Source organism: Clostridium sp. AM49-4BH (genome assembly GCF_003478335.1).
Classification (GTDB): domain Bacteria; phylum Bacillota; class Clostridia; order Lachnospirales; family Lachnospiraceae; genus Butyribacter.
Window position 1 is genome coordinate 1 of record NZ_QUFB01000033.1, and the last position, 25002, is coordinate 25002.

The following is a 25002-nucleotide window of genomic DNA, read 5'->3' on the forward strand; positions in this document are numbered from 1 at the left end:
AGGAATGTATTTACTCATGATAGTTCTCCTCCTACTGCTGTCAGAGCACGACTATGAGCATAACACAATAATGTGAAAGATTAAATGCCACTTGTGCATAAGAGAATTCCACTGCATAAGGGGAGGGTGGAATTAAACATTTCAATTTATAAGAATATCCTTCATGGGAGAAAAACTTGACAAACAGAGGTGATAAGGGGTAAAGTAATACTAACTAGAGGTGTTGGTAGGGTAGCACAAAAAGTTTGTGTTACTTTTGACAAGGGAGGGATGACGATGTCATTATATACAGGTAATAATAGTGGATTGATGAGTTCGTTATTTGGATCATACAAGAACTCATTGTTTGGAAGTTTGAGCAGTTCTCTGAGCGACTATTCGATGATCCGCAGTGGTGCGTATGGCAAGCTGATGAAAGCATACTATGCAAAAGAGGCTGATACAACGCAGAAGACAGATAAGACAGATAAAACAGACAAGACTAAAAAAAACGATAAGACAGCACAGATGAGCACACAGGAAAAGGAGCAGCTTCAGCAGATGCAGGAGCTCAAGACCGGTGCAAAAAGTTTGTCGGATGCGGCATCTGCCTTGCAAAAGGACTCTTTGTATAAGGTTGAGACGGCAGAGGATGGTACGAGTGCGGTGGATCGCAGCAAGATCACATCAGCACTGAAGAGTTTTGTTGGTGCGTATAATACTTACATTGAGCAGACCGGTAAATCCTCGAAGTCAACGGTGCAGAAGCAGAATCTGTCAGCGTTGAAAGCAACAGCTGCTAATTCCAAATTGTTGGCAGAGGTTGGTATCAGTTATGACAAAAAAGGCAACTTGACATTGGATGAGACAAAGGCACAGAAAGCTTCCCTGTCAACGATCAAATCACTGTTTCAGGGCGGTGGTTCTTATGGAGATACGATCGGTGATAAGGCAACAGCAACATATCGGCTTGCCAATAGTGCAAGTTATAAGACTTCCGGAGGAACCAGATATAGCAGCCAGGGAACGTATTCTACTCTTGGCAACACTAGTAATTTACTGGATCAACTGCTATAAATAATGCGTATTTATGTGAAGAAATAGATTGTCCAACTGTTTGGTGCGGTTGGACAGTTTTTCTGTATAGCCAAAATAATGGTAGAGGTGAATTATGTATCGATTTTATGTATCTGCAGACCAGCTTGCAGAAAAAGAAGTGTTCATTTCCGGGGGAGATGTCAACCACATCAAAAATGTATTACGCCTTGAGGTGGGAGACTGGATCGTAGCTTGTGATGGGAACGGAACGGATTATGTATCGCGGATTCAATCTATTTGCAGTGATGAGGTTGTTGCGTCGATCGAGAAGGTTCAGCCCACGGGAACAGAACTGCCGGTGAGGATCACTTTATTTCAGGGAATGCCGAAGAAAGACAAACTGGAACTGATCATTCAAAAGGCGGTGGAACTGGGTGCCTGTGAAATTGTGCCGGTCATGACAAAACGAACAGTTGTTAAGCTGTCTGAGGAAAAAAAGATCAACAAGCGGTTAGAGCGTTGGCAGTCTATTGCGTATGCGGCAGCAAAGCAGTGCGACCGAGGGATCATTCCTACGGTACACAAACCGGTAAGTTATGAGGAAGCACTTGCTATGGCAGACCAACTTGATTATAATGTAATACCATATGAGCTTCAGACAGGGATGGAAGAGGCAAGAAAGATTGTGGATCAGGCGTGTAAGCAGCGTTCTCTTGGCATTTTCATCGGGCCGGAAGGTGGATTTGAACCGGAGGAAGTGGAACGTGCCATGACGAGAAACATACATCCGATGACGCTTGGAAAACGTATTTTACGTACCGAAACAGCAGGAATGGCGTTATTATCCATTCTAATGTTTCAGATGCAGGGTGAATGACCGTCAGGGTGCAGCATTTGACCTAAAGTCGTATGCAGGGGCGGGGGACTTGAAGATTAGTGTTAGGATAACATGGAGGCAGCAATGGAAGCATATTTAGATAATGCGGCAACGACGAGAGTTTTTCCGGAAGTCAGAGAAAAAATGGTTCGTGTGATGGAGGAAGATTTTGGAAATCCTTCCAGTAAACATACCAAAGGAATGGATGCGGAAAAGTATATTCGTGAAACCAAGGAGATTTTAGCAAAAGACTTAAAATGCACTCCCGGAGAAATTATTTTTACATCAGGTGGAACAGAGTCTAATAATACGGCATTGATCGGTGGCGCATATGCAAATCGACGCGCAGGCAAACATATTATCACGACGAGGATAGAGCACGCTTCTGTACATGAACCGCTTGCCTTTCTGGAGGAGTTGGGCTATCAGGTTACGTATCTGCCGGTGGATAAAAACGGACAGGTTTCACCGAGCGAGTTAGAGAAAGCGTTGACGGAAGAAACGATTCTTGTGTCGATTATGTTTGTGAATAATGAAATAGGTGCAGTGGAGGATGTAAAAACTCTGTCGGAGATCGTGCATTCTTACAATCCTAAGATTTTATTTCATGTTGATGCTATTCAGGCATATGGCAAATATCATATTGTGCCGAAACGTTTTGGGATCGATCTGATGTCTGTCAGCGGTCACAAGCTGCATGGACCTAAGGGAGTCGGATTCCTTTATATGCGCGACAAAGCGAAAGTTCGTCCGCTCATTTACGGCGGTGGTCAGCAAAAGGGATTTCGTTCCGGTACGGAAAATGTTCCGGGGATTGCCGGCTTGGGTGTGGCAGCAGAGCTGTTTTGCAAAAACAGATCAACCTATGTGGAACAGATGTATGCCTGCAAGAAACATTTGATCGAGGGACTGGAAGTACTAGAAGATGTGACGGTCAATGGCGTGTCAGGGCTTCCATTGGAAGAGACAGCACCACATATTGTCAGCGCAAGTTTTGCAGGAGTGCGCAGTGAAGTGTTATTGCATGCACTGGCAGAAAAAGGTGTCTTTGTATCCTCGGGTTCGGCTTGTTCGTCGAATCATCCGGAACTTAGTGGTACGTTGAAGGCTATCGGTGTGGCAGATGAATTACTAGATTCTACGCTGCGGTTTAGTTTCTCGACAGATACAACGATAGAGCAGATTGACTATGCATTGGAACAATTATGTAATTTGCTTCCGATGCTTCGAAGATTTATTAGAAAGTAGGAGGTTATCAATGGCAAAACAGGCTTTTTTATGTAAGTACGCAGAGATTGGAATCAAGGGAAAGAATCGTTATAAATTTGAGAATGCATTATGCGAACAGATCCGCAGGCGATTGGCAAAAGTTGATGGCGAATTTACCGTTGTCAGAGAGCAGGGACGTATTTTTGTGGAAGCAGATGGAGATTATGATTTCGAGGATGCGATCGATGCCATGAGTCATGTGTTTGGTGTATCCGGCATCAGTCCGGTCGATGTCATCGAAGAGAAAGATTGGGATAAACTGACGGCCTGCGTGGGAGATTTTGTGGAGCACCAATATGGCAGCAAACCGTTTACGTTTAAGGTGAAATGCCGCCGCAGTGATAAGCATTATCCGCTGACTTCACCAGAGGTTTGTGTAGAGATGGGAAGTTATTTGCTGGATCGCTTTGAGAATGTCAAAGTTGATGTACATGATCCGGATGTATATATTTGGGTAGAGATCCGTGATAAAGCTTATGTATATTCGAAAGTATACACAGGAGCGTGCGGTATGCCGCTTGGCACAAATGGCCGCGCAATGTTATTGCTTTCCGGCGGAATTGACAGTCCGGTAGCTGGATATATGATCGCCAAACGCGGTGTGTATGTAGATGCAGTATATTTTCACGCGCCGCCTTATACGAGCGAACGTGCTTTGCAGAAGGTAGTTGATCTGGCAAAGATCATTTCTAAATATGTTGGTCCGATCCGTTTACATGTGGTCAACTTTACGGACATTCAGCTCTATATTTATGAAAAATGTCCACATGAGGAATTGACGATCATTATGCGTCGTTATATGATGCGCATTGCAGAAAAATTAGCCTATGACAATGATTGTTTAGGCCTTATTACCGGAGAGAGTATCGGTCAGGTGGCAAGCCAGACGATGCATAGTTTGGCAGCAACGAATGAGGTGTGCACACTTCCGGTATATCGTCCGTTGATCGGATTTGATAAGCAGGAGATCGTAGATATTTCGGAAAAGATTGGAACGTATGAGACATCGATCCAGCCGTTTGAAGATTGCTGTACGATCTTTGTTGCGAAGCATCCGGTTACAAAACCGGATTGCAAGGTGATTCGCAGATCCGAGGAAAATCTGACCGAAAAGATTGATGAAATGGTACAGACTGCATTAGATACGATTCAGATTATTGAGATTGATGAGTAAACATAAGTGATCGCATCCTCGCGGAGCTATAGGAAACGTGAAGTTCCTATAATGTAAAAAAACCTCTTTCCGGTTGGAAAGAGGTGATACTGCTCACACAATATAGTATATAGAGTATTACTCTACAATGTAAGGTGCTAAAACCTTAAGAATCTCATCGGTGTCATCGTCATGGATGTTCAGATCAATGGCTTTAGACAGATCCAAACTGAAGATTCCCATGATAGACTTAGCGTCGATCACATATCTTCCGGATACTAAATCAAAGTCAGTGTTAAACTTAGTTACGTCGTTTACAAATGCTTTTACCTTGTCAATTGAGTTTAATGAAATTTTTACTGTTTTCATATTTTTTTACCTCCTTTTCTTTCTTACAGTTTTATACTAGTCACTATGGAAGAAAAAGTCAATATACAATGTTGCTAAAAAAATAATTTGAAAACGAAAAAACATAGCCAAAAATGAACAGGACTATTTTTTTGGAACAGCATTTTTACATAAAATGGATGAGAAAGGAAGAAAGAATTATGCGGATTGCCTTTTTGACGCTTGGCTGTAAAGTGAATTCTTATGAGACAGACAAGATGAAAAATAAATTTATCGAGGCGGGAGATTATATCGTTTCTTTCGAGGAAGAGGCGGATATTTATTTGGTGAATACATGTACCGTAACAAATATTGCTGACCGTAAATCCAGACAGATGCTTCATCGCGCTAAGAAAAAAAATCCACAGGCATTGATCGTTGCTACGGGATGTTATGTAGACTCTGCACTGGCAAAAGATGAGCAGGATGAAAGCGTGGATCTGTTTGTACCGAATGACCAAAAGAACGCCATTGTAACTTTAGTCAAGCAGGCGTGGCAGCAAAATGTGGCGGATGCGGTACAAAGCGAAAATGGCGTTCCATAGAGGAGAAAGTGTGGCAGATATCCGGGGAAGAGACCGGAAGAGTTGGCGGTGGTGAATCTTTGATGGCACAGGAAGAAGAGCATACCAGAGCATATCTTACCGTGCAAAATGGATGTAATCTGTATTGCTCCTATTGCATCATTCCGTATGTTCGAGGACCGCTGACGAGCAAGCCGATCCCGCAGGTCGTACAAGAGTGAAACAGATGGCTGCGAAAGGTATTCGGGAAGTTGTACTTACCGGAATACATTTGTCTTCTTATGGGGTAGATGACCGCAAAGCAGGTTCCTTTTTAGAATTGAAAGGGCGTCCGCTGTTAGAGCTCCTCACAGCTGCCAATGCGGTGGAGGGTATTGAGCGGATCCGCTTAGGGTCGTTAGAACCGCGTATTATTACGGAAGAGTTTGTGGCACATTTGGCTGCACTGCCGAAGGTATGTCCGCATTTTCATTTGTCCCTGCAAAGCGGCTGCGATGAAACACTGCGCCGTATGAATAGACATTATACGAGTGAGCAGTATTTGGAAGGCGTGCACATATTGCGGCGTTATTACGAGAATCCGGCGATCACGACAGATATTATAGTAGGATTTCCGGGAGAGACAGAGGAAGAGTTTGCAGAGACATTGGCGTTTGCAGAGACGGCAGCGTTTGCGCAGATCCATGTGTTTAAGTATTCCAGACGCAAGGGAACAGTGGCAGACAAGATGCCGGAACAGCTTTCGGAGCAGGAAAAAGCAGGTCGCAGTGACCGGCTGTTAGCAGTGACAGAGCAGCTTTCGGAAACGTACCGCAGACAATTTATCGGACAGGTAACGCAGGTGCTGTTAGAGGAAATGACGGAAATAGATGGCGAAAATTATGTTATCGGCTACACATCCAGATACGTTCGCGTTGCTGTGCCGATCGGTGCAGATGGGACGTTTGAAAAGGGTGCAGTAGTCTTTGTAAAGCTGGAAAAACAGGGGCCGCATGATGTTTTGTTAGGGCATTTTGCCGAATGAGCCCACAAAAAAAACTTGTATTTTTCGTTTGATTATATTACTATAGACGATAGGTAAGAGTACGTGAAAAGAGAATGGAGGTTAGAGCCTTTATGCAGGAAGTAAATAATACACAATATTTCAAAGTACAGAAGGACCAGGATATTGAGGTTAAGGATGTTGTAGAACAGGTATACCGTGCCTTGATAGAGAAAGGATATAACCCAGTAAACCAGATTGTCGGGTATATTATGTCTGGTGACCCAACGTATATTACCAGCCACAAGGGCGCAAGAAGTTTGATCCGCCGTGTGGAGCGTGATGAGATGATAGAATTATTGTTAGAAGATTATATCCGCAATAATTTTTCATAGAACGTAATAGCCGGGGATTAAGAGTGCATAAGCAGATAGAAGGAGTAGCATAGCCGTGAGAGTGATAGGACTTGACTATGGATCAAAGACGGTTGGAGTGGCATTGAGTGATGAATTGATGCTGACAGCTCAGCCTCTTACTACGATTCACCGTGACAGACCGACGAAATTGCGTCAGACATTAGCTCAGATTGAACAGATCATAGAACAATACGATGTGGATCGTATTGTGGTCGGCTGGCCGAAGAAGCTGGACAATGAAGAGGGCGAGCGTTGCGAGAAGACAAAAGAATTTGGCGATATGCTTGAAAATAGAACCGGGCTTGAAATAATCTATCAGGATGAAAGACTGACGACAGCGCAGGCAGACGGTGTATTAGAGCAGGGGGGCATACGTAAGGACAAGCGTAAGCAATATATTGATAAGATGGCGGCATCTTTGATCCTGCAGAATTATTTGGATACATTGTCTCACCGGTAGAGCAGGTAGAGAGCAGCTATAAAGGTTATAGCGATACGGAGGAGACGAAACGATGACGGAGCAAGTTATCTTTACGAATGAAGACGGAGAGGACATTCGTTTTTATGTTGTAGAAGAAACGAAAATAGCTGGAGTAAATTATTTGCTTGTAACAGAGCAGGAAGATGCAGATTCAGAAGCATATATTATGAAGAAAGTTGCAGAGGACGGCAATGAGGAGCTTGTTTGTGAATTTGTAGAAGACGAACAGGAATTGGACGCGATTTCTAAAGTATTTGCGGAACTTTTAGAGGACGTTTCTATAGAAATGCAAGAATAATTCACCCGAGATAATAAGCTATATTGATAAGCTGTACAGTAATTATCGAGGGTTTGTTTTTTGTGCGCTTAAAAAATGAGAAAGGTAGGTAAGATTTTGAGAAGAGAAACAGATGATTATACGGATTTTGAAGGAGGAGTGCCACGTAAGGCGCCGGTAAGAAGGACACGCAGAACAGCGTCGCCGGCAGCACAGAGAAGAACGACGACCAGACGTGTTGCAGCGCCGAAAGAGAAGATCGAGATCGGTATGGGATTGAAAATCATCCGTTGGGCGGCTTGGAGCAGATTGGAATGAATATTACCGCATTTGAGTACGAAGACAGCATTATTGTTGTGGATTGCGGATTGTCATTTCCGGGTGACGATATGTTAGGAATCGACTTGGTTATTCCGGATGTGTCCTATTTAAAACAGAATATTGATCGTGTAAAAGGTTTTGTGATAACACATGGACACGAGGATCATATTGGTGCACTGCCTTACGTGTTAAAAGAGATCAATGTTCCGGTTTATGCGACAAAGCTTACGATGGGACTGATCGAGAACAAATTAAAAGAACATGTTATGCCTAAGCCGGTAAAACGCAAAGTGGTTAAGTATGGACAATCCATCAATCTTGGCTGCTTTCGTGTAGAGTTCATCCGAACTAATCACAGTATTTCAGATGCAGCGGCATTGGCAATCTTTTCTCCGGTTGGAACAGTTGTGCACACAGGAGATTTTAAGGTTGATTTTACGCCGGTCAGTGGAGAGACGATAGACCTTGAGCGTTTTGGTGAACTTGGTAAAAAAGGAGTTCTGGCATTGATGGCAGATAGTACGAATGTGCAAAAGCCGGGTTACACGATGTCAGAGCAGACGGTTGGTAAAGTTTTTGATACGATCTTTGCGGAAAATGAAAAGAGTCGAATTATTGTAGCGACCTTTGCGTCGAATGTAGATCGTGTACAGCAGATTATAAATTCTGCTGAAAAATATGGAAGAAAGGTTGTCGTGGAAGGACGCAGTATGGTTAATGTGATCTCAACGGCGACAGAGCTTGGCTACTTAAATGTACCGAACAATATCATGATCGAAATGGAACAGATGCAGAACTATCCGCCGGAGAAATTGGTGTTGATCACTACCGGAAGTCAGGGAGAGGCGATGGCTGCATTGTCCCGTATGGCAGCGAATATCCATCGCAAAGTATCGATCATGCCGGGAGATACAGTGATCTTTAGTTCCAGACCGATTCCGGGCAATGAAAAGTCTGTATCCAAGGTTATTAATGAGCTGGCGGAAAAGGGTGCGAAGGTAATCGTGCAGGATACTCACGTATCCGGACATGCTTCACAGGAAGAGATCAAATTGATCTATTCTTTGGTGAAACCACAGTATGCGATCCCGGTACATGGTGAATATCAGCATTTGAAAGCTCATGCGGAACTGGCCCAGCAGATGGGTATTCCGAAAGAAAATACGATCATTTTATCGTCCGGTGACGTGTTAGATCTCTGTGAGGACCATGCAGTTTTGATCGGAAAAGTGCAGGCACAGGGCATTATGGTAGATGGTCTTGGCGTTGGAGATGTCGGGAATATTGTATTGCGTGACAGACAGTATTTATCTGAGAACGGGTTGATCATTATCGTTCTTACTTTGGAAAAATATACAAATCAATTACTTGCCGGACCGGATATTGTATCACGAGGCTTTGTTTATGTCAGAGAATCGGAGTATTTGATGGATGAGGCGAGAGAAGTGGTATATTCTGCATTAGAAAGATGTCTCGACAATCATGTAACAGACTGGACCAAGATCAAGACAGAGATTAAAGATAGTCTGAGTGATTATTTATGGAAAAAGATGAAGCGTAATCCGATGATCCTGCCGATCATCATGGAAGTGGAGTAAATACATGAATGAGATGAAACAATTAATGACGGAACTGACAGACAGGCTTAGAAAGACCAATGAATACAATCAGTATATCAATGTTCTTAGCCGTTTGAAGCAAGATCCGGAGCTTTATGCGAGAATCGGAGATTACAGACGACGAAGTCTATGGATCCAGATGCAGGAGGGAGAGGCTTTTATTCAGGGGAATAATGGACTGCAGAAAGATTTTGCCGATCTCCAGGAAAATGGCCTTGCTAATGAGTTTTTTGCTGCAGAACATCAGTATATCGCAATGGTCAAAGAGCTGCAGGAGCAGTTCTTAGAAGGTTCGGCAGTGGAAACATCCTTTTTGGAGGGATAGAGATGAACGATCCTTATACCAGAAAACTGCAGGTGATGTTAAATTCTGCACGGTACCTGCTTGCAATTTGTGTCAATATATTAGTGCTGGTTCTCATTTTATATGGTGTCAGCCGTGTATGTATTTGCGGGTATCATTTTTGTTATGCGGTTTTTGGAACGGTAACGGTTGATCAGGGCAAAGGACAGGAAAAAATTTTTCAGGTAGAGACGAATCGGTCTATGTATGAAGTGGCAGACAAACTTCAAAAACAGGGGTTGATCGTTGATAAGTACAGTTTTTATGCGAGAACACAACTGCTGGAGCAGGATACTGTTATCTTGCGGCCGGGAACCTATGTATTGCGTACGAATATGGACTATCAGGAGATTATTGACATTTTAACAGTTAGTATTTAGATTGGAGAGTGCAATGATTGTAAACGAACGTTTGGTGACTTATTTGGATTCACTGACTTGGCAGATACCGGAGCCGATGCAGGAATTAGAGCAATGGGCACTGCAAAAAGAAGTGCCGATCATACGTCGTTCGATGCAGTCATTGCTTTTGTTTATGCTGCGTTTGCGACAACCGAAACATGTTTTAGAGATAGGAACGGCAGTGGGGTTTTCTGCTCTTTTAATGCGTAGTGAATTGCTGCCGGATGCAACGCTGGATACGATAGAAAAAGTTCCGGCGAGAATTTGTGATGCCAAAGAAAATTTTGCCAAATACCCACAGGGAGACAAGATCAGATTGTTAGAGGGAGATGCGGCAGATATACTTGCGGCACTGGTGCGCGAGCAGAAACAATATGATTTCATATTTATGGATGCAGCAAAAGGGCAATATGCTGCTTTTTTGAATCCTATTTATGATTTATTGCAGCCGGGAGGACTGCTTGTGACTGATAATGTTCTTCAAGAGGGAGATATTATTGAGTCACGCTATGCGATCCGCCGTCGAGACCGCACGATTCATGGGAGGATGCGGGGGTTTTTATACGAAATGACACATTCGGAACAGTGGGATAGTGTTATATTGCCTGTTGGAGACGGTGCTTTGCTGTCTTATAAGAAAACGAATGTAAAGCAGATGTAAGATTACGGTAAGATAATGCTTGTAAACTGCATAATTGTTAGATATAATGAAGTTTAGCGAGTTCTTAGGAGGAACCTATATGTTAGAGAATGGAAAGCCGGAGTTATTGGTACCGGCAAGCAGCTTGGAAGTGCTGAAAGTGGCAGTAATGTACGGTGCAGATGCGGTTTATATCGGTGGAGAAATGTATGGACTTCGCGCAAAGGCTAAAAATTTCTCGATGGAGGATATGGCAGAGGGAATCCGTTTCGCACATGAACATGGAAAACGTGTTTTTGTAACGGCAAATATTACTGCGCATAACCGTGATCTGGAAGGTGTGCGAAAGTATTTCAGGGAGCTGCATAAAATCGGACCGGATGCGTTGATCATTTCCGATCCGGGTGTATTTACCATTGCAAGAGAGGTGTGCCCTGAGATAGAAGTTCATATTAGTACACAGAGCAATAATGTCAATTACGAGACATATCTTTTCTGGCAGAGACTTGGTGCCAAACGAGTGGTTTCGGCGCGGGAATTGTCCATTAAAGAAATTGCAGAGATTCGGGCTAATATTCCGGATGACTTGGAGATTGAAACATTTGTACATGGAGCAATGTGTATTTCCTACTCCGGCCGTTGCCTTTTAAGTAATTATTTTACCGGCAGAGATGCTAACCTGGGGGCATGTACGCATCCGTGCCGCTGGAAGTATTATATTATGGAAGAAAACAGACCGGGAGAATTTCTCCCTGTGGAGGAAAATGAGAGAGGAACTTATATTTTCAATTCCAAAGATTTGTGCATGATAGAGCATATTCCGGATCTGGTGCAGGCAGGCATTGATAGTTTTAAGATCGAGGGACGTATGAAAACAGCACTTTATGTGGCTGACGTAGCGCGAACCTATCGACAGGCAATTGACGATTATTTTGATTCACCGGAGTTGTATGCAGCTAATCTGGATCACTATCGGGACGAGATCTCTAAGTGCACATATCGTCAGTTTACGACAGGATTTTTCTATGGACCGACGACGCATGAATCACAGATATATGACAACAATACGTATGTTAAAAGTATACGTATTTGGGGTTGGCAGGCAGTTCAGATGAGCAGGGATTTGTAGAGATGGAGCAACGTAACAAATTTGCAGTAGGTGATCAGGTAGAGATTATGAAGCCTTCCGGTGAAAATGTGCTTGTTACCGTTGAAAAGATGAAGGATGAAGATGGCAGATTCATTGAGAATTGTCCGCATCCGAAGCAGAAAATACACGTGTTGTTTAGTCAGAAACCGGATGAGTTGGATTTGATACGCGTCCGCGAAGAGCAGTAATGGAGGAAAGAAATGGTAAAGAATGTACGTATGAGATTGTTGCTGGTGATGCAGGTTTTGACCGAGCAGACGGATGAGAAGCATGGACTGACCATGAAAGAAATCTTAGAATGGATCACAGAGAAAGGAATAGCCGGAGAGCGTAAGAGTGTCTATGAGGATATTCATGCCTTGCAGGAATTTGGACTACCGATCGTGTATTGCACGGAGGATAAGACATACCGATTTCAGCAATAAAAGTGATGCAGTGCGGTCAGAATGATTATGAGAAAGGAATTTGACGACATGACAGTACAGGAGAAATATTTAAAAATTGCGGATGATGTAATTGCAGCAGGTCCTTACAAACCGGATTGGCATTCGTTGGCTGCCTATGAGGCACCAAAATGGTTTCGAAATGCGAAATTTGGCATTTTTATTCATTGGGGTATATTCAGCGTACCCGCTCATAATAATGAATGGTATTCCCGTAACATGTATATTCAGGACATGGAAGAATGGGAATGGCACCGCAAAAATTTTGGGGAACATACGAAATTTGGATATAAGGACTTTATACCAATGTTTACGGCACCAAAGTTTGATCCGAAACAGTGGGCAAAGCTATTCAAAAAAGCCGGTGCAAAGTATGTTATGCCGGTCGCAGAGCATCATGATGGATTTCAGATGTATGATTCCGAGATCAGCGATTGGACAAGCGTGAAAATGGCAATGAAGCGTGACGTCTTAGGTGAGTTGAAAGAGGCGATCCAAGAGGAAGATATGATCTTTTGTGAGTCTAATCACCGTGTAGAACACGCATTTTTTATGGGACATGGTTGTGAATTTGACAGCGATATCAAGCAGCCGATGAAATTGGGTGATTTTTATTATCCGGCTATGCCGGAACCGGACAATCAGGATCTCTTTAGTCCGGCGCCACCACAAGACTTCATGGAAGACTGGCTTGCACGAAATGTGGAGTTGGTTGAGAAATATCGTCCTGCCATGGTTTATTTCGACTGGTGGATTCAGCATGAATCGGTAAAACCATATTTGAAAAAGTTTGCAGCTTACTATTATAATCGTGGTGTAGAATGGGGAATGGATGTGGCTATTTCCTATAAGCATGATGCAATGATGCTTGGCACAGCGATCTTAGATATGGAACGCGGTCATTTCTCAGAGGCAAAGCCATTTTATTGGCAGGCAGATACTTCTATGGCGTTTAATTCTTGGTGTTATACGGAGCAGAACCGTTTTAAGCAGACCAAAGATATTTTGCAGGATCTGGTAGACATTGTCAGCAAAAACGGCTGTCTGTTGTTAAATGTCGGACCAAAGGCAGATGGCAGCATTTGTGAGGAAGAGGTGCAGATGCTCAATGAGATCGGAGAATGGCTTGATGTCAACGGAGAGGCCATTTACGACAGTCATCCTTGGCGTGTTCAGGCAGAAGGCAATACGGAAGTGGTTGAGGGAATGTTTTCGGAAGAGGGCAGAAAAGACTTTGATTCCACGGATGTACGTTTCACCTGTCGTGAGGATTGCATTTATATTATTCCAATGCAGCAGCATGGCGAAGACGTGATCGTCAAGAGTATGGGTGAAGAAAGCAAAGATTTTCATGGTATTATCACAGAGTTTAGTGTACTTGGTTACGATCAGAAACCTGTGTATACACGCGAAGCAGATAAGATGATTATTCATGCGCCATTTGTCGACAGTGATAAACCTGTTGTATACAGAATGCGTTTGAAGTAAAGGGGTTTTACAATTTTCGTATTCGATAAAAAAGACGGAGAAACAGCATTGACACCCCGACTATTATGTGGTACTTTAAGTGTGTTGTTTGTTTCCGGGGAGATTACTTCGGGAACATAGATTATATTTAGTTTTTTAGGAGGCAGTACAATGAAGGGTACAGTGAAATGGTTTAATGCAAAAAAAGGATTTGGCTTCATCTCAGATGAAAATGGAAATGATGTATTCGTACATTTCTCCGCTTTGCAGATGGATGGATTCAAGGTTCTTGACGAAGGCGAAGAGGTAGAGTTCGACGTTGTCAATGGCGAAAAAGGTCCTCAGGCATCTAATGTGGTAAAGATTGGCTAATTGCTTTCTTTATCAAGAGTTATAATCAATGCATGAATCATTCTAATTTTTATAGATAATTATTTGTTTATTAAAGTTAAGAAATTTATCACAGGTTGTAACCACAAAGGAGCAGTCATCTTAAGAGATTCTCTTAAGAGGCTGCTCCTTTTCTCTTACCTAACGCAAACTTCATTTCAGACCCAGTTCTTCGGCAAGCTCTTCCAGATACATCCAGCGATCCATTTTTTGCTCCAAAGCCGCTTCTATTTCAGATTTTTGTGCAGTTAGTTCGTTTAGTCTGACAAAATCTGTTGCAGCACTGACAATATCCTGCTCCAGCTGCTCCAATTGCTCTTCTAAAGAGGCAATATCCTGTTCGATCGTTTCATAGTCCTTTTGTTCCTGATAGGACATTTTTTTAGTATGGGTATGTCCTTTCTTCCAGTTATCACGTGTGTTTTTGGAAGGACCATCGGATGAGACCACTGCCTGAGTATCAGTATGCCCCTGTGCTCCGGCATCGGCTACGGTTATGACTTCATTGGTATGAGCGAGATAATCAGTATATCCGCCCTCGTACTGACGGATCACGCCACCTTTTTCAAAGGCAAAGATGCGGCGGACAATACGATCCAAAAAGTAACGGTCATGGGAAATTGTGATCACGATCCCGGCAAATTGATCCAGATAATCTTCCAAAATCGTCAGGGTTGCAATATCCAGATCGTTGGTTGGCTCGTCGAGCAGCAGTATGTTAGGTGCCTCCATCAAAATACGGAGCAGATACAGTCTTCGACGTTCTCCACCGGATAATTTTGCAATCTTGGTGTATTGTTGATCTTTTGGAAAGAGGAAACGTTCCAACATAGCTGAAGCGCTGATCGTTCCATCGGCAGTTTGTACAAGCTCGCCACCTTCTTTTACATAATCGATCACGCGCAGAGAGGGATCCATTTCTGTACTTTCTTGTGAGAAATAGCCGATTTTTACAGTTTGTCCAATGGTGACGGTACCTTTATCGGGCGTGATCTGTCCTAAAATGATTTTAAGAAGTGTGGATTTGCCACAGCCGTTAGGTCCAATAATCCCAATACGGTCATCACGTAAAAAGGTATAGGTGAAATCCTGCATTAGCACAGCATCTTCATATGCCTTGCTTATATGATCCAGTTCGATCGTTGTGCGTCCCAGTCTGGAGGAGACAGAACTGATCGTGACGGTATCATCTGTGACGGGTGCATCCATATCGCGCAGGGCCTCATAGCGTGCAATATGTGCTTTTTGTTTGGTGGAACGTGCTCTGGCACCGCGTTTCATCCATTCGATCTCTACCCGCAGGATACTTTGGCGTTTGCGCTCGGTTGCCCGTGCAATTTCCTCGCGCATGGCTTTATGCTCCAGATAATACAGATAGTTGCCTTCATAGCGGTATAGTTTGCTTTTATCGATCTCCACGATGGCATTGGTCACACTATCTAAAAAATAGCGGTCATGCGTGATCATGATCAGTGGACGCGATTCGGCACGCAACGTCTTTTCGAGCCATTCTGCCATTGCACTGTCTAAATGGTTTGTCGGTTCGTCCAAGATCAGGACATCGGCAGGAGTCAGCAAAGTTCGTACCAGAGCAATGCGTTTGCGCTGCCCGCCTGACAATTCTGTGACCGGTTGGTCATATCTTGTAAAGCCGAGTTGATGCAGCATGGACTTTGCCTGTGGAATATAGTTTTCCGGCTGATCACTGATCTCTTCTGTGAGCGGAAGCGCACCGGAAAGAGTCGTATGTGTGTCTGCAAATTCCGGGATCTGAGGTAGATAAGCAATACGCAGATCACGTTGCATAATGATGTCAGCACGGTCAGCTGTTTCTTTGCCGGCAATGATCTTTAAGAGGGTGGATTTACCGGTTCCATTGATGCCGATCACACCAACCTTATCCTTGTCACTCAAATAAAAAGAGACATCATCAAAAAGCAGTCTCTCTGTAAAAGAATGTGTCAAATGTTCAATATTGATAATATTCATCAGAATACCTCCGTGCTTATTTATTACTCAAACCGCCCACTTTTTGGTCCGTTTCATGACGACATAATAAGTATTATGTGGTTAATGCTTCACTTCGGAAGGTGTCAAGTTTGAGTACTGTCATATTTGGATGAAATATGGTATACTGGTACAGTGGATTGTTCCTGGTAATGTAGGAATGTTAGGATTTACTGTACCTGCTTATGATACAGGCAAATTCATATAATGTCAAAAGGAATGGAGGATTTCGATGAGTAAAAACATTGGAAATACAATATACGACCGAAGTATTAATTATTATGAGACAGATCAAATGGGTATTGTTCATCATTCCAATTACATACGATATTTTGAAGAGGCGAGACTGGATATGATGGAACAGGTAGGATTATCCTATGCTGCAATGGAGGAACATGGTTTGATCATTCCGGTGTTATCGGTAGCGTGTGAATATATTAAACCGGTTTTGTTTGGAGAAAAAGTGCAGATACATACCCGTTTGGTAAAGTTTGATGGGATCAAAATGCAGTTTGTCTATGAAATAAATTGTGAGGGAGAGCTTCGAACCAAAGGGGAAAGCAGACATTGCTTCCTAGATAAGGAAATGAAGCCGGTCCGCATGAAGCGGCAGTTCCCGGAGATTTATCAGCGAATGAAAGAACTTGTGATTACGGCAACAGACAAATAGGATTGGCGTTGTCAGTGTGGAGATACCTGATGGCCTGAGAGATCGGCTTATCAGGAATATGGAGGATTAAAGTGAAGAAAATATTGCGAGTGGTAGCGATCACGAGTACGGTCATGGTCGTAATCTTAGGTGCGTTCCTGTGGAACATGAACCGTTTATCAAAGCAGAAAGCGGCTAAACAGGAGAAGCTGCTTGCGCAGGAGAGGGATCTTTTGCCTGACAGCCGGCAAAAAGCAATTGACAAGGTTGAAAAAGTAAATATAAAACAACTCTATCTAAGCGGCGATAATAAAAATGTCGTAACGGTACCGTCCACAGGGCTTCAGCAGGTATATGACGGCAGTCAGAGCACGAAGGCGGAAGAGATGTTGACGACGGTAAAAAAGAACAAGCAGTTTTCTTTTGATAAGCCGTTGTGGGCATATAATCCATATGGAACAAATTCGCAGTCTATGTATTTGTATTTTAAGAGTGACGGGAAGGGATACTGTCGTTATACAGTATCTGTGGATGATCGTAATATTGCGGATTTTACACGTACACCATTTAATGGCGGCGCAGAAAATATTACGAAGGAACATGAATATCAGATCATCGGTCTGCTTCCGGGACGTGTAAATTATATAACTGTTAATTTCTATAGTCCCAAAGGAGAGTTATCGAAGACGGGAACATGGCAGATCACACTTCCGGCAGATGATAGCGGTCTGGCAGGGCGCTTGTCAGTTGAAGAAGGTTATAGCAAACAGACGATCAGTAATGGGTTGTATGTGGTTTTTGCAGATGGCAGGAAAGGTAAAGATGGAAAGAAACATTATGCGATTACCATGTATGACAATTCCGGTATACTGCGTGCTAATATTCCAACGGATGGCTATGTAGGCCGCAATGTGCAGATCATTTATGACTCGTTAGTTGTTCAGAGTAGTAAAAATTGTTTGGTGCGCATTAACAGGCTTGGACAGGTAACACATTCGTATCCGGTATATGGATACCATTTCCAAGGAGAATATGCATACGATGGCAGTGCCGGAGTATACCTGTTGGCAACAGCTGATCGTAAAAATATGACCGTGGGCAGCAAGGTGTTAAAAATCGATCTGGAGAACAAAAAGGTTAGCCAGGTGTTGGATATGGATACACTGTTAAAGTCTGTGTATGCTCGTGCCAAAAAGAAAGGCAATGCAAAAAATTGGATCTCGCTGGATTCGATCCAGTGTACCGGGACAAACCAGTTGTTACTTAGTTCGTCTAAGCTATCCAGTGTCTTCAAGGTAAGCCGCGTGGGCAGTCTGCTGCCGTCGGTGGACTATATTATTGCCGATGCCTCACAGTGGAAAAGTTATAAAGGATTGAAGAAGAAGGTTTTGACCAAGACGTTGGCAGACGGAGAAGATCCGGATCCAACGCAGACACCGGTTATTCAATCTATTTTACAGACGCCAAAGCCTGCAGAGCTGTTCCGTTCCCATTATGGACAAAACAGTATTGTATATACGAAGGGATCCGGAGAAGGTTTTTATCGGCTGGAATTATTGAATAACAATGCGGGAAAAGGCGCGGGCAGCAAGAACAGTTCCTATTATTGCCGTTATTTGGTAGATGAGACGTCGCACACCTATCAATTGCAGTCAGAAAAGGCATTGCCACGTACAGAGACGGAGGGAAATGTTACCGTCGATAAGAAAGTGGTGATCTACTGTGACAGTGATTCTAAGTCGATCAATGAGACAGACAATGGTGCCAAATTGATCCGAAAATATACGGCGCCGATGAAACTATACCGTGTTTACAAAGATGACTGGAAAGGTTTTTGGTTTTATTAAAGAACGAAGAAGGGCAAAACGCTGGTTTTGCTCTTTTTGGTTGGTCGAAATATGCGATGCAGGACAGCGATTTTATTTGACCATGTATACAAAATGCGGTATACTGAAAACAGTGTTTTATGTTGCAGCAGATGGGGTTTGCTGCATCCATTTTATATTTACAGGAGGAGATTAATTATGAAGTTTTTCGTTGACACAGCAAAGATTGAAGACATCAAAAAGGCAAACGATATGGGAGTGATTTGTGGTGTTACAACAAATCCGTCTTTAATTGCAAAAGAAGGTGGCAAGAGCCAGGAAGAAGTACTTAAGGAGATCGCATCGATCGTAGATGGACCGATCAGTGGTGAAGTTAAGGCAACAACTGTAGATGCTGAGGGAATGATCGCTGAGGGTCGTGAGATCGCAAAATTACATCCAAATATGGTTGTTAAGATTCCTATGACGGTAGAAGGATTAAAGGCAACAAAGGTATTATCTTCTGAAGGTATCAAGTGTAATGTAACATTGATCTTTTCTGCAAATCAGGCATTGCTTGCAGCAAGAGCCGGTGCAGCTTACGTTTCTCCGTTCTTAGGCCGTCTGGATGACATTTCCATGCCGGGTATTGATTTGATCGAGCAGATTTCTGATATGTTTGCAAACTATCCGGATATCAGCACAGAGATCATTGCGGCAAGTATCCGAAATCCAATCCATGTAACAGATTGCGCATTAGCCGGCGCTGACATCGCTACAGTTCCATATGCGGTTATTGAGCAGATGACCAAACATCCATTGACAGATCAGGGAATCGCAAAATTCCAGGCAGATTACAAGGCTGTTTTTGGTGAATAGATCAGAGCATCGTTACGCAGACAGGCAAGGAGGTAGTTATGGACACATTAGCATTAAAGAAAATGGCAAACGAGGTTCGTAAAGGAATCGTTACAGCAGTACATAGCGCAAAGTCCGGTCATCCGGGTGGATCGTTATCTGCTGCAGACATTTTAACTTATTTATATTTTGAAGAGATGAATATTGATCCGAAGGATCCGAAGAAAGCAGATAGAGATCGTTTTGTGTTATCAAAGGGACATATTGCACCGGCATTATATTCTACGTTAGCACATAGAGGTTATTTCCCGGTTGAGGATCTTACGACGCTGCGTCATGTAGGTTCTTATCTGCAGGGACATCCGGATATGAAACATATTCCGGGTGTTGATATGTCCAGTGGATCTTTAGGACAGGGAAGTTCTGCAGCAGTTGGAATGGCACTGGCCGGCAAGCTCGATAATGCACCTTACCGCGTATATTGTGTACTCGGAGATGGCGAGGTGCAGGAAGGCCAGGTATGGGAAGCTGCGATGTTTGCAGGTGCCAGAAAGCTAGATAATCTGGTGTTTGTTGTTGATAACAATGGCTTACAGATCGATGGAGATATTGAGGATGTATGTTCTCCATATCCGCTCCCGGACAAGTTTAAGGCATTTAATTTCCATGTTATTGAGATTGATGCACATGACTTTGAGCAGATTGATGCTGCATTCCGTGAGGCTCGTGAGACAAAGGGAATGCCAACGGCGATCATTGCCAAGAGTGTCAAAGGAAAGGGCGTTTCTTTCATGGAGAATCAGGCAAGCTGGCATGGTTCTGCACCGAACGATGAGCAGTATGCACAGGCAATGGAAGAGTTAGAGAAAGCCGGAGCAGCATTATAAGGCAGAATGGAGGATTAAAATGGCAGAGGTTAAGAAAATTGCTACAAGAGAAAGTTATGGTAATGCCCTTGCAGAACTTGGTAAAGAGTATCCAAATCTGGTCGTATTAGATGCAGATCTTGCTGCAGCAACTAAGACCGGCATTTTCAAAAAGGCATTTCCGGATAGACATATTGACTGCGGTATCGCAGAGTGTAACATGGTAGGTATTGCGGCAGGACTTGCAACAACAGGCAAGATTCCATTTGTTAGTTCTTTTGCAATGTTTGCGGCAGGACGTGCTTTTGAGCAGGTTCGTAATTCCGTAGGATATCCAAAGCTGAACGTAAAGATCGGTGCGACACATGCCGGTATTTCCGTTGGTGAAGATGGAGCAACGCATCAGTGCTGTGAGGATCTGGCGTTAATGCGCACGATTCCCGGAATGGTTGTGATGAATCCATCCGATGATGTAGAAGCCAAGGCAGCTGTTAAGGCAGCACTTGATCACGAGGGACCGGTATATATCCGCTTTGGTCGTTTGGCAGTGCCGGTGATCAATGATAATCCGGATTACAAGTTTGAGCTTGGCAAAGGTGTTGTTCTTCGCGAGGGTAAAGACGTTACATTGATTGCAACCGGACTGGAAGTTTCGGAGACATTGGTTGCTGCTGAGAAGTTGGCACAGGATGGCATTGACGCACAGGTTATCAATATTCATACGATCAAGCCGTTGGATGAGGATCTGATTGTCAGCGCAGCTAAGAAAACAGGCAAGGTAGTTACAATTGAGGAACATTCCATTATTGGCGGACTTGGCAGTGCGGTTTGTGACTGTCTGTGTGCTAAGGCACCGACGCCGGTATATAAGATTGGTGTCAATGATACCTTTGGTGAGTCTGGTCCTGCAGTTGAGCTGCTCAAGAAATATGAGTTAGACAGCGAGGGCATTTACAAGAAGGTAAAGACTTTTGTGGAAGCGTAAGCAAAGTAGATCATAACAAAACGAAAAGGCAGGAAATGCAATAGCTTTCCTGTCTTTTTTGATTGATAGGAAATTGCTGTTATGTGGCGTGACATTGTCAAGATTGTGTTTGATCCGAATGGAGATTGTGATGTCCGTTTTGTGCTAAAATATGTCGCAAAAGTTATGGCGACAATGGGAGGTTTAAGATATAGTAGACGTATGATCAATTTTTTCAAAGGGAATTTTTTCAAAGGAGGAGCAAATTATGGTAGTTAGTAACCCCATTGTTAGAGGCTTTTGGCCGGACCCAAGTGTCTGCCGTGCAAATGGAAAATATTATTTGGCGTGCAGTTCATTTCAGTATTTTCCGGGAGTGCCGATTTTTGAAAGTGATGATCTGGTCAACTGGAAGCTGATCGGACATTGCCTGACACGCAAATCACAGGTGAACTTACATAAAGTAAATAGTTCCGGTGGTGTGTTTGCACCGACACTTCGTTTCCACGATGGACGTTTTTATATGGTTACCAACAATAATACATTTCAGAAAAACTTCTATGTATATACAGATGACATTTACGGAGAGTGGTCCGATCCGATCTTTGTAGATCAGGACGGCATTGATCCATCCTTATTTTTTGAGGATGGCAAGGTTTACTTTACATCCAATGGCAATGGACCGGATGGCAAGGGGTGTATTATGCAGTGTGAGATCAATGTTGAGACCGGAGAAAAGTTAACGCCGACGAAACCGGTTTGGGGCGGTAATGGTGGACGTTATCTGGAGTCTCCACACCTGTATCATTTCGGTGACTGGTATTACATGATGGTTGCTGAGGGCGGTACGGAATATGGTCATATGGTAACTTATGCGAGAAGTAAAGATCCATATGGACCATTTGAATCGTATCCGGGTAATCCGGTGCTTACCAACCGTGATTTTGGTGGCAATGAGAACCGTATTCAGGGTATTGGCCATGGTGATCTGGTACAGGATGAGGAAGGTAATACCTTTATGGTCTGCTTAGGATTCCGTCAGAATGGTGAGTGGTCTCCATTCCACCATTTAGGCAGAGAAACGTTCTTGGTAGGCGTTCATTGGCGTGAAGACGGCTGGTTTGAAGCCGGAGAAAATGGAGCCGTATATCCGGAAATGGATATTCCGGGCATTAAAGCAGTACAAAAACGGGATGGCATTTATGATGTATCCTTGGACACACTTGGTGAAGGAGATCCAAGATGGTGTTATATGAGAGATTATGATGAGTCCCGCTATGAATTTGGTGACCATTCGATCACTTTGACCGGAAGTGAAGTAACTCTGGAAGAGGAGGACATTCCGACATTTTTGGGAATCCGTCAGTCAGAGTTTGAGACAGAGCTTCTTGTCACCTTAAAGACAGATGCAAAAGAGGCAGGTATCACCTGCTACATGGACGAGAGCCAGCATTACGATGTGGCAATCTTCCGGGAAGAAGATGATGTGAAAGCAAAACTTCGTCTGCGTACAGGAGATGCGATCGGTATTGCAGAAGAAGTAACACTTCCACAGGATCTTTCCGAATATCATCTTCGCATTGTGAGTGAACACGAGTGGTATCACTTCTATTGTGGACAGGGAGCCGATACGGCTTATTTAGGCAAGGCAAGAGCAAAATATCTGTCTACGGAAGTTGCCGGAGGTTTTACAGGAGTTCTTTTGGCAATGTATGTTATTGACGAAACAGGTAAGAAAGCTGAATTTACAGAATTTGCCTGGACGCAGAAAGGACACTGATCCGCAAACGATTCGAATTCGGATTAGCTTTGCGTTACTGTGTGGGTCTGCGTGTCTTTTATGGAAGGAGAGAAGAATATGCGAAAAAAAAGGTTTACAAACAAAGGGTTATCCCTGCTGTTATCAGCGAGTTTATGTGTTGGCATGATGTCTGCGCTGAGTGGCTGTGGATCGAAGAAGGATGAAGTGATCAAGCTGGATGTATACAGTCAGCTTGCCAATTTCTCCGGTAAGCAGACGGGTTGGTCTGCCGATATCCTGAAGGATAAGTTTGGTGTAGAACTAAATATTATTCCGGAAGGAGATGGTGTGTTTCAGACTCGAATGACCAGTGGAGATCTGGGAGATATTGTTGTATGGGCTAACGACAGCGACAACTATCCAAATGCAGTGAAGGCGAATTTGTTACTTAACTGGGATGATGATGGATTGTTGGATGAGTATGGCAAAACGATCAAAAAAATGATGCCGGATGCGTTAGACAAAAACCGAAATCTGACTTCTAAGATTACCAATGGCAAGAGCAAAGCTTTATATGGTTTTGGTAACAATGTCGCACTTAACAGTAAGGAACACCAATCATTCTTCTATACTTGGGATGTCAGATGGGATCTGTACAAACAGCTTGGCTATCCAAAAGTAAAAGATATGCAGGATATGCATAAACTGTTAAAGAGTATGCAGAAGATCTGCAGCAAAGATGATGCCGGTAATAAGGTATATGCCCTGTCTCTCTGGCCGGATTGGGATGATGCAATGGTTATGTATGTCAAAGCGACGGCAACCGCTTACTATGGATATGATGAGCTTGGTATTGGCTTGTATGATCCAAAGACCGGAACGTATCATGATGCTCTGGAGAAGAATGGACCTTATCTGGAAATGTTGAAATGGTACAATGATCTTTACCAGGACGGCTTGATCGATCCGGATTCCATGACACAGACCTTTGATCAGATGGCAGAAAAAGTCCAGAACGGTGGTGTGCTGTTCTCGATCTTTAACTACTCAGGATCCTTGAGTTATAACACAGATGAGCATACTTCGAAAGGTAAATTGATGTATTGCATGAAACCGGAACAGGCAAGCCCAATTGTCTATGGTATGAATACACAGGGCGGTGAGTCTGTTTGGTCGATCGGAGCCAACTGTGAATATCCGGAAAAATGTATGGAACTGATCAATTATTTTGCAACACCGGAAGGACGTATGACACTGCAGTACGGACCAAAAGGACTTTGCTGGGATTATGACGATCAGGGTAATACGATATTTACCGAATTTGGCCGTAAGTGCCGTGCAGATGAAAATATAACAATGGGTAATGGCTATAAAGGAAGTTTCCACGATGGCTGCCTGCAGATCAACAATACGACATGGTCTATTGATGCAGAAAACCCAGACTCCAACGGAGATACTTACAACAGCGTCAACTGGAAGAGCAATCTGGAAAAAGCGAAGAGCGATATTGAGCAGGATTGGCGCGATTACAATAAGACCAATTCCATCAATGCTTACTTTGAAAAAGGTAAATACACGGTTTCTCCGGGAACCAGCTTTAGCATGAGCTCAAAAGATGACACATTAAAGACTGTTTGGGGACAGGTTACAACCTGCATCAAAAATGAGTCTTGGAAAGCGATGTATGCGAAGTCAGATGCTGCGTTTGAGAAACAGGTAAATCACATGATCAGTAGTGCGAAGAAGTATGGATATGACAAGTGCCTGAAGTGTCCCAGAATGAGGCGAAAACACGCAAATCGTTAGAGGATCAGTTGACACAATAATTTAGCCTTCTTTGAAAAAAGTTAATATATAGCAAAAAGCGTTCTGTCCCTTTTACAGGTGTGCAAGAGCGCTTTTTGTGTATTAGTTGCATTAGATTGTCAAGTGCTTTTTGTGTATTAGATTTGACA

At 43.3% G+C, this 25002-nt stretch carries 28 protein-coding genes and 1 pseudogene; 27 read left to right on the forward strand and 2 right to left on the reverse strand.

The genetic code is table 11. The annotated features are described in order from the left end of the window. Positions 1–276 precede the first annotated feature (276 nt). The 4 genes from DW981_RS09835 to thiI all read left to right on the forward strand — a co-directional run bounded on the left by DW981_RS09835 (position 277) and on the right by thiI (position 4337). The gene (locus DW981_RS09835) at positions 277–1056 is read left to right on the forward strand and encodes a hypothetical protein (protein WP_118507595.1); all 780 of its coding nucleotides are present in this window, start codon (positions 277–279) and stop codon (positions 1054–1056) included. A 94-nt stretch (positions 1057–1150) separates the two neighbouring features. Then, positions 1151–1894: a 16S rRNA (uracil(1498)-N(3))-methyltransferase gene (locus DW981_RS09840; protein ID WP_022025707.1), complete on the forward strand. Its 744-nt coding sequence runs from the start codon at positions 1151–1153 to the stop codon at positions 1892–1894. 84 nt (positions 1895–1978) lie between these two features. Further along, positions 1979–3142, forward strand: coding sequence for a cysteine desulfurase family protein (locus DW981_RS09845; protein WP_118507612.1), 1164 nt, complete (start codon positions 1979–1981; stop codon positions 3140–3142). A gap of 10 nt (positions 3143–3152) precedes the next feature. Beyond that, positions 3153–4337, forward strand: a complete 1185-nt coding sequence (gene thiI, locus DW981_RS09850; RefSeq protein ID WP_118507596.1) for a tRNA uracil 4-sulfurtransferase ThiI — start codon at positions 3153–3155, stop codon at positions 4335–4337. A 117-nt stretch (positions 4338–4454) separates the two neighbouring features. Here the strand turns inward: thiI and DW981_RS09855 are convergent, their stop codons facing one another. Next, complete coding sequence (locus DW981_RS09855) at positions 4455–4685, reverse strand: HPr family phosphocarrier protein (RefSeq protein ID WP_022025704.1); 231 nt, start codon at positions 4683–4685, stop codon at positions 4455–4457. Positions 4686–4864: 179 nt separating this feature from the next. Between DW981_RS09855 and DW981_RS09860 the strand changes: the two genes are divergently transcribed. From DW981_RS09860 to DW981_RS09925, 15 genes and pseudogenes are all read left to right on the forward strand, one after another. After that, entirely contained in the window at positions 4865–5248 is a 384-nt protein-coding gene (locus DW981_RS09860) for a hypothetical protein (RefSeq protein WP_118507613.1), read from the forward strand. Positions 5249–5256: 8 nt separating this feature from the next. Continuing rightward, the gene (locus DW981_RS15680) at positions 5257–5448 is read left to right on the forward strand and encodes a hypothetical protein (protein WP_243034715.1); all 192 of its coding nucleotides are present in this window, start codon (positions 5257–5259) and stop codon (positions 5446–5448) included. A 5-nt stretch (positions 5449–5453) separates the two neighbouring features. After that, positions 5454–6251, forward strand: coding sequence for a radical SAM protein (locus tag DW981_RS09865; RefSeq protein ID WP_243034717.1), 798 nt, complete (start codon positions 5454–5456; stop codon positions 6249–6251). Positions 6252–6343: 92 nt separating this feature from the next. Then, on the forward strand, positions 6344–6604 hold the full coding sequence (locus DW981_RS09870; RefSeq protein WP_022024663.1) for an IreB family regulatory phosphoprotein: 261 nt from the start codon (positions 6344–6346) through the stop codon (positions 6602–6604). 55 nt (positions 6605–6659) lie between these two features. Further along, entirely contained in the window at positions 6660–7085 is a 426-nt protein-coding gene (gene ruvX, locus DW981_RS09875) for a Holliday junction resolvase RuvX (RefSeq protein WP_022024664.1), read from the forward strand. A gap of 52 nt (positions 7086–7137) precedes the next feature. Continuing rightward, entirely contained in the window at positions 7138–7404 is a 267-nt protein-coding gene (locus tag DW981_RS09880) for a DUF1292 domain-containing protein (protein ID WP_022024665.1), read from the forward strand. Between the two features lie 96 nt (positions 7405–7500). Continuing rightward, positions 7501–7701: a hypothetical protein gene (locus DW981_RS09885; RefSeq protein WP_147352634.1), complete on the forward strand. Its 201-nt coding sequence runs from the start codon at positions 7501–7503 to the stop codon at positions 7699–7701. Further along, entirely contained in the window at positions 7698–9302 is a 1605-nt protein-coding gene (locus tag DW981_RS09890; protein ID WP_118507598.1) for a ribonuclease J, read from the forward strand. Before DW981_RS09885 ends, DW981_RS09890 begins: the two co-directional genes overlap by 4 nt. A gap of 4 nt (positions 9303–9306) precedes the next feature. Then, positions 9307–9648 carry a YlbF family regulator gene (locus DW981_RS09895; RefSeq protein ID WP_118507599.1) on the forward strand — a complete coding sequence of 114 codons (342 nt, stop codon included), beginning with the start codon at positions 9307–9309 and terminating at the stop codon, positions 9646–9648. Positions 9649–9650: 2 nt separating this feature from the next. After that, entirely contained in the window at positions 9651–10046 is a 396-nt protein-coding gene (locus DW981_RS09900; protein WP_118507600.1) for an endolytic transglycosylase MltG, read from the forward strand. A 13-nt stretch (positions 10047–10059) separates the two neighbouring features. Further along, entirely contained in the window at positions 10060–10728 is a 669-nt protein-coding gene (locus tag DW981_RS09905) for an O-methyltransferase (RefSeq protein WP_022024669.1), read from the forward strand. Positions 10729–10807: 79 nt separating this feature from the next. After that, a pseudogene (locus tag DW981_RS09910) lies at positions 10808–12045 on the forward strand (U32 family peptidase). A 12-nt stretch (positions 12046–12057) separates the two neighbouring features. Further along, complete coding sequence (locus tag DW981_RS09915) at positions 12058–12282, forward strand: hypothetical protein (RefSeq protein ID WP_022024671.1); 225 nt, start codon at positions 12058–12060, stop codon at positions 12280–12282. A 21-nt stretch (positions 12283–12303) separates the two neighbouring features. Continuing rightward, entirely contained in the window at positions 12304–13788 is a 1485-nt protein-coding gene (locus tag DW981_RS09920) for an alpha-L-fucosidase (RefSeq protein WP_243034716.1), read from the forward strand. Positions 13789–13938: 150 nt separating this feature from the next. Further along, complete coding sequence (locus DW981_RS09925; RefSeq protein ID WP_022024673.1) at positions 13939–14139, forward strand: cold shock domain-containing protein; 201 nt, start codon at positions 13939–13941, stop codon at positions 14137–14139. A 171-nt stretch (positions 14140–14310) separates the two neighbouring features. Here the strand turns inward: DW981_RS09925 and DW981_RS09930 are convergent, their stop codons facing one another. Then, complete coding sequence (locus DW981_RS09930) at positions 14311–16146, reverse strand: ABC-F family ATP-binding cassette domain-containing protein (protein ID WP_118507601.1); 1836 nt, start codon at positions 16144–16146, stop codon at positions 14311–14313. Between the two features lie 250 nt (positions 16147–16396). Between DW981_RS09930 and DW981_RS09935 the strand changes: the two genes are divergently transcribed. From DW981_RS09935 to DW981_RS09965, 8 genes are all read left to right on the forward strand, one after another. Further along, a complete protein-coding gene (locus DW981_RS09935; protein ID WP_118507602.1) occupies positions 16397–16834 on the forward strand; it encodes a thioesterase family protein in 438 nt (145 codons plus the stop codon). A 71-nt stretch (positions 16835–16905) separates the two neighbouring features. Then, positions 16906–18660, forward strand: a complete 1755-nt coding sequence (locus DW981_RS09940) for an aryl-sulfate sulfotransferase (protein ID WP_118507603.1) — start codon at positions 16906–16908, stop codon at positions 18658–18660. Positions 18661–18837: 177 nt separating this feature from the next. Continuing rightward, positions 18838–19497, forward strand: a complete 660-nt coding sequence (gene fsa / locus DW981_RS09945; protein ID WP_022024068.1) for a fructose-6-phosphate aldolase — start codon at positions 18838–18840, stop codon at positions 19495–19497. A 38-nt stretch (positions 19498–19535) separates the two neighbouring features. After that, positions 19536–20363, forward strand: a complete 828-nt coding sequence (locus tag DW981_RS09950) for a transketolase (RefSeq protein WP_118507604.1) — start codon at positions 19536–19538, stop codon at positions 20361–20363. A gap of 19 nt (positions 20364–20382) precedes the next feature. Further along, positions 20383–21327: a transketolase family protein gene (locus tag DW981_RS09955; protein ID WP_118507605.1), complete on the forward strand. Its 945-nt coding sequence runs from the start codon at positions 20383–20385 to the stop codon at positions 21325–21327. Positions 21328–21408: 81 nt separating this feature from the next. Beyond that, positions 21409–21585: a hypothetical protein gene (locus DW981_RS15125; protein ID WP_182434218.1), complete on the forward strand. Its 177-nt coding sequence runs from the start codon at positions 21409–21411 to the stop codon at positions 21583–21585. Next, entirely contained in the window at positions 21575–23086 is a 1512-nt protein-coding gene (locus tag DW981_RS09960) for a glycoside hydrolase family 43 protein (RefSeq protein ID WP_182434219.1), read from the forward strand. Before DW981_RS15125 ends, DW981_RS09960 begins: the two co-directional genes overlap by 11 nt. A gap of 78 nt (positions 23087–23164) precedes the next feature. After that, on the forward strand, positions 23165–24853 hold the full coding sequence (locus DW981_RS09965) for a hypothetical protein (protein WP_118507607.1): 1689 nt from the start codon (positions 23165–23167) through the stop codon (positions 24851–24853). Positions 24854–25002 lie beyond the last annotated feature (149 nt).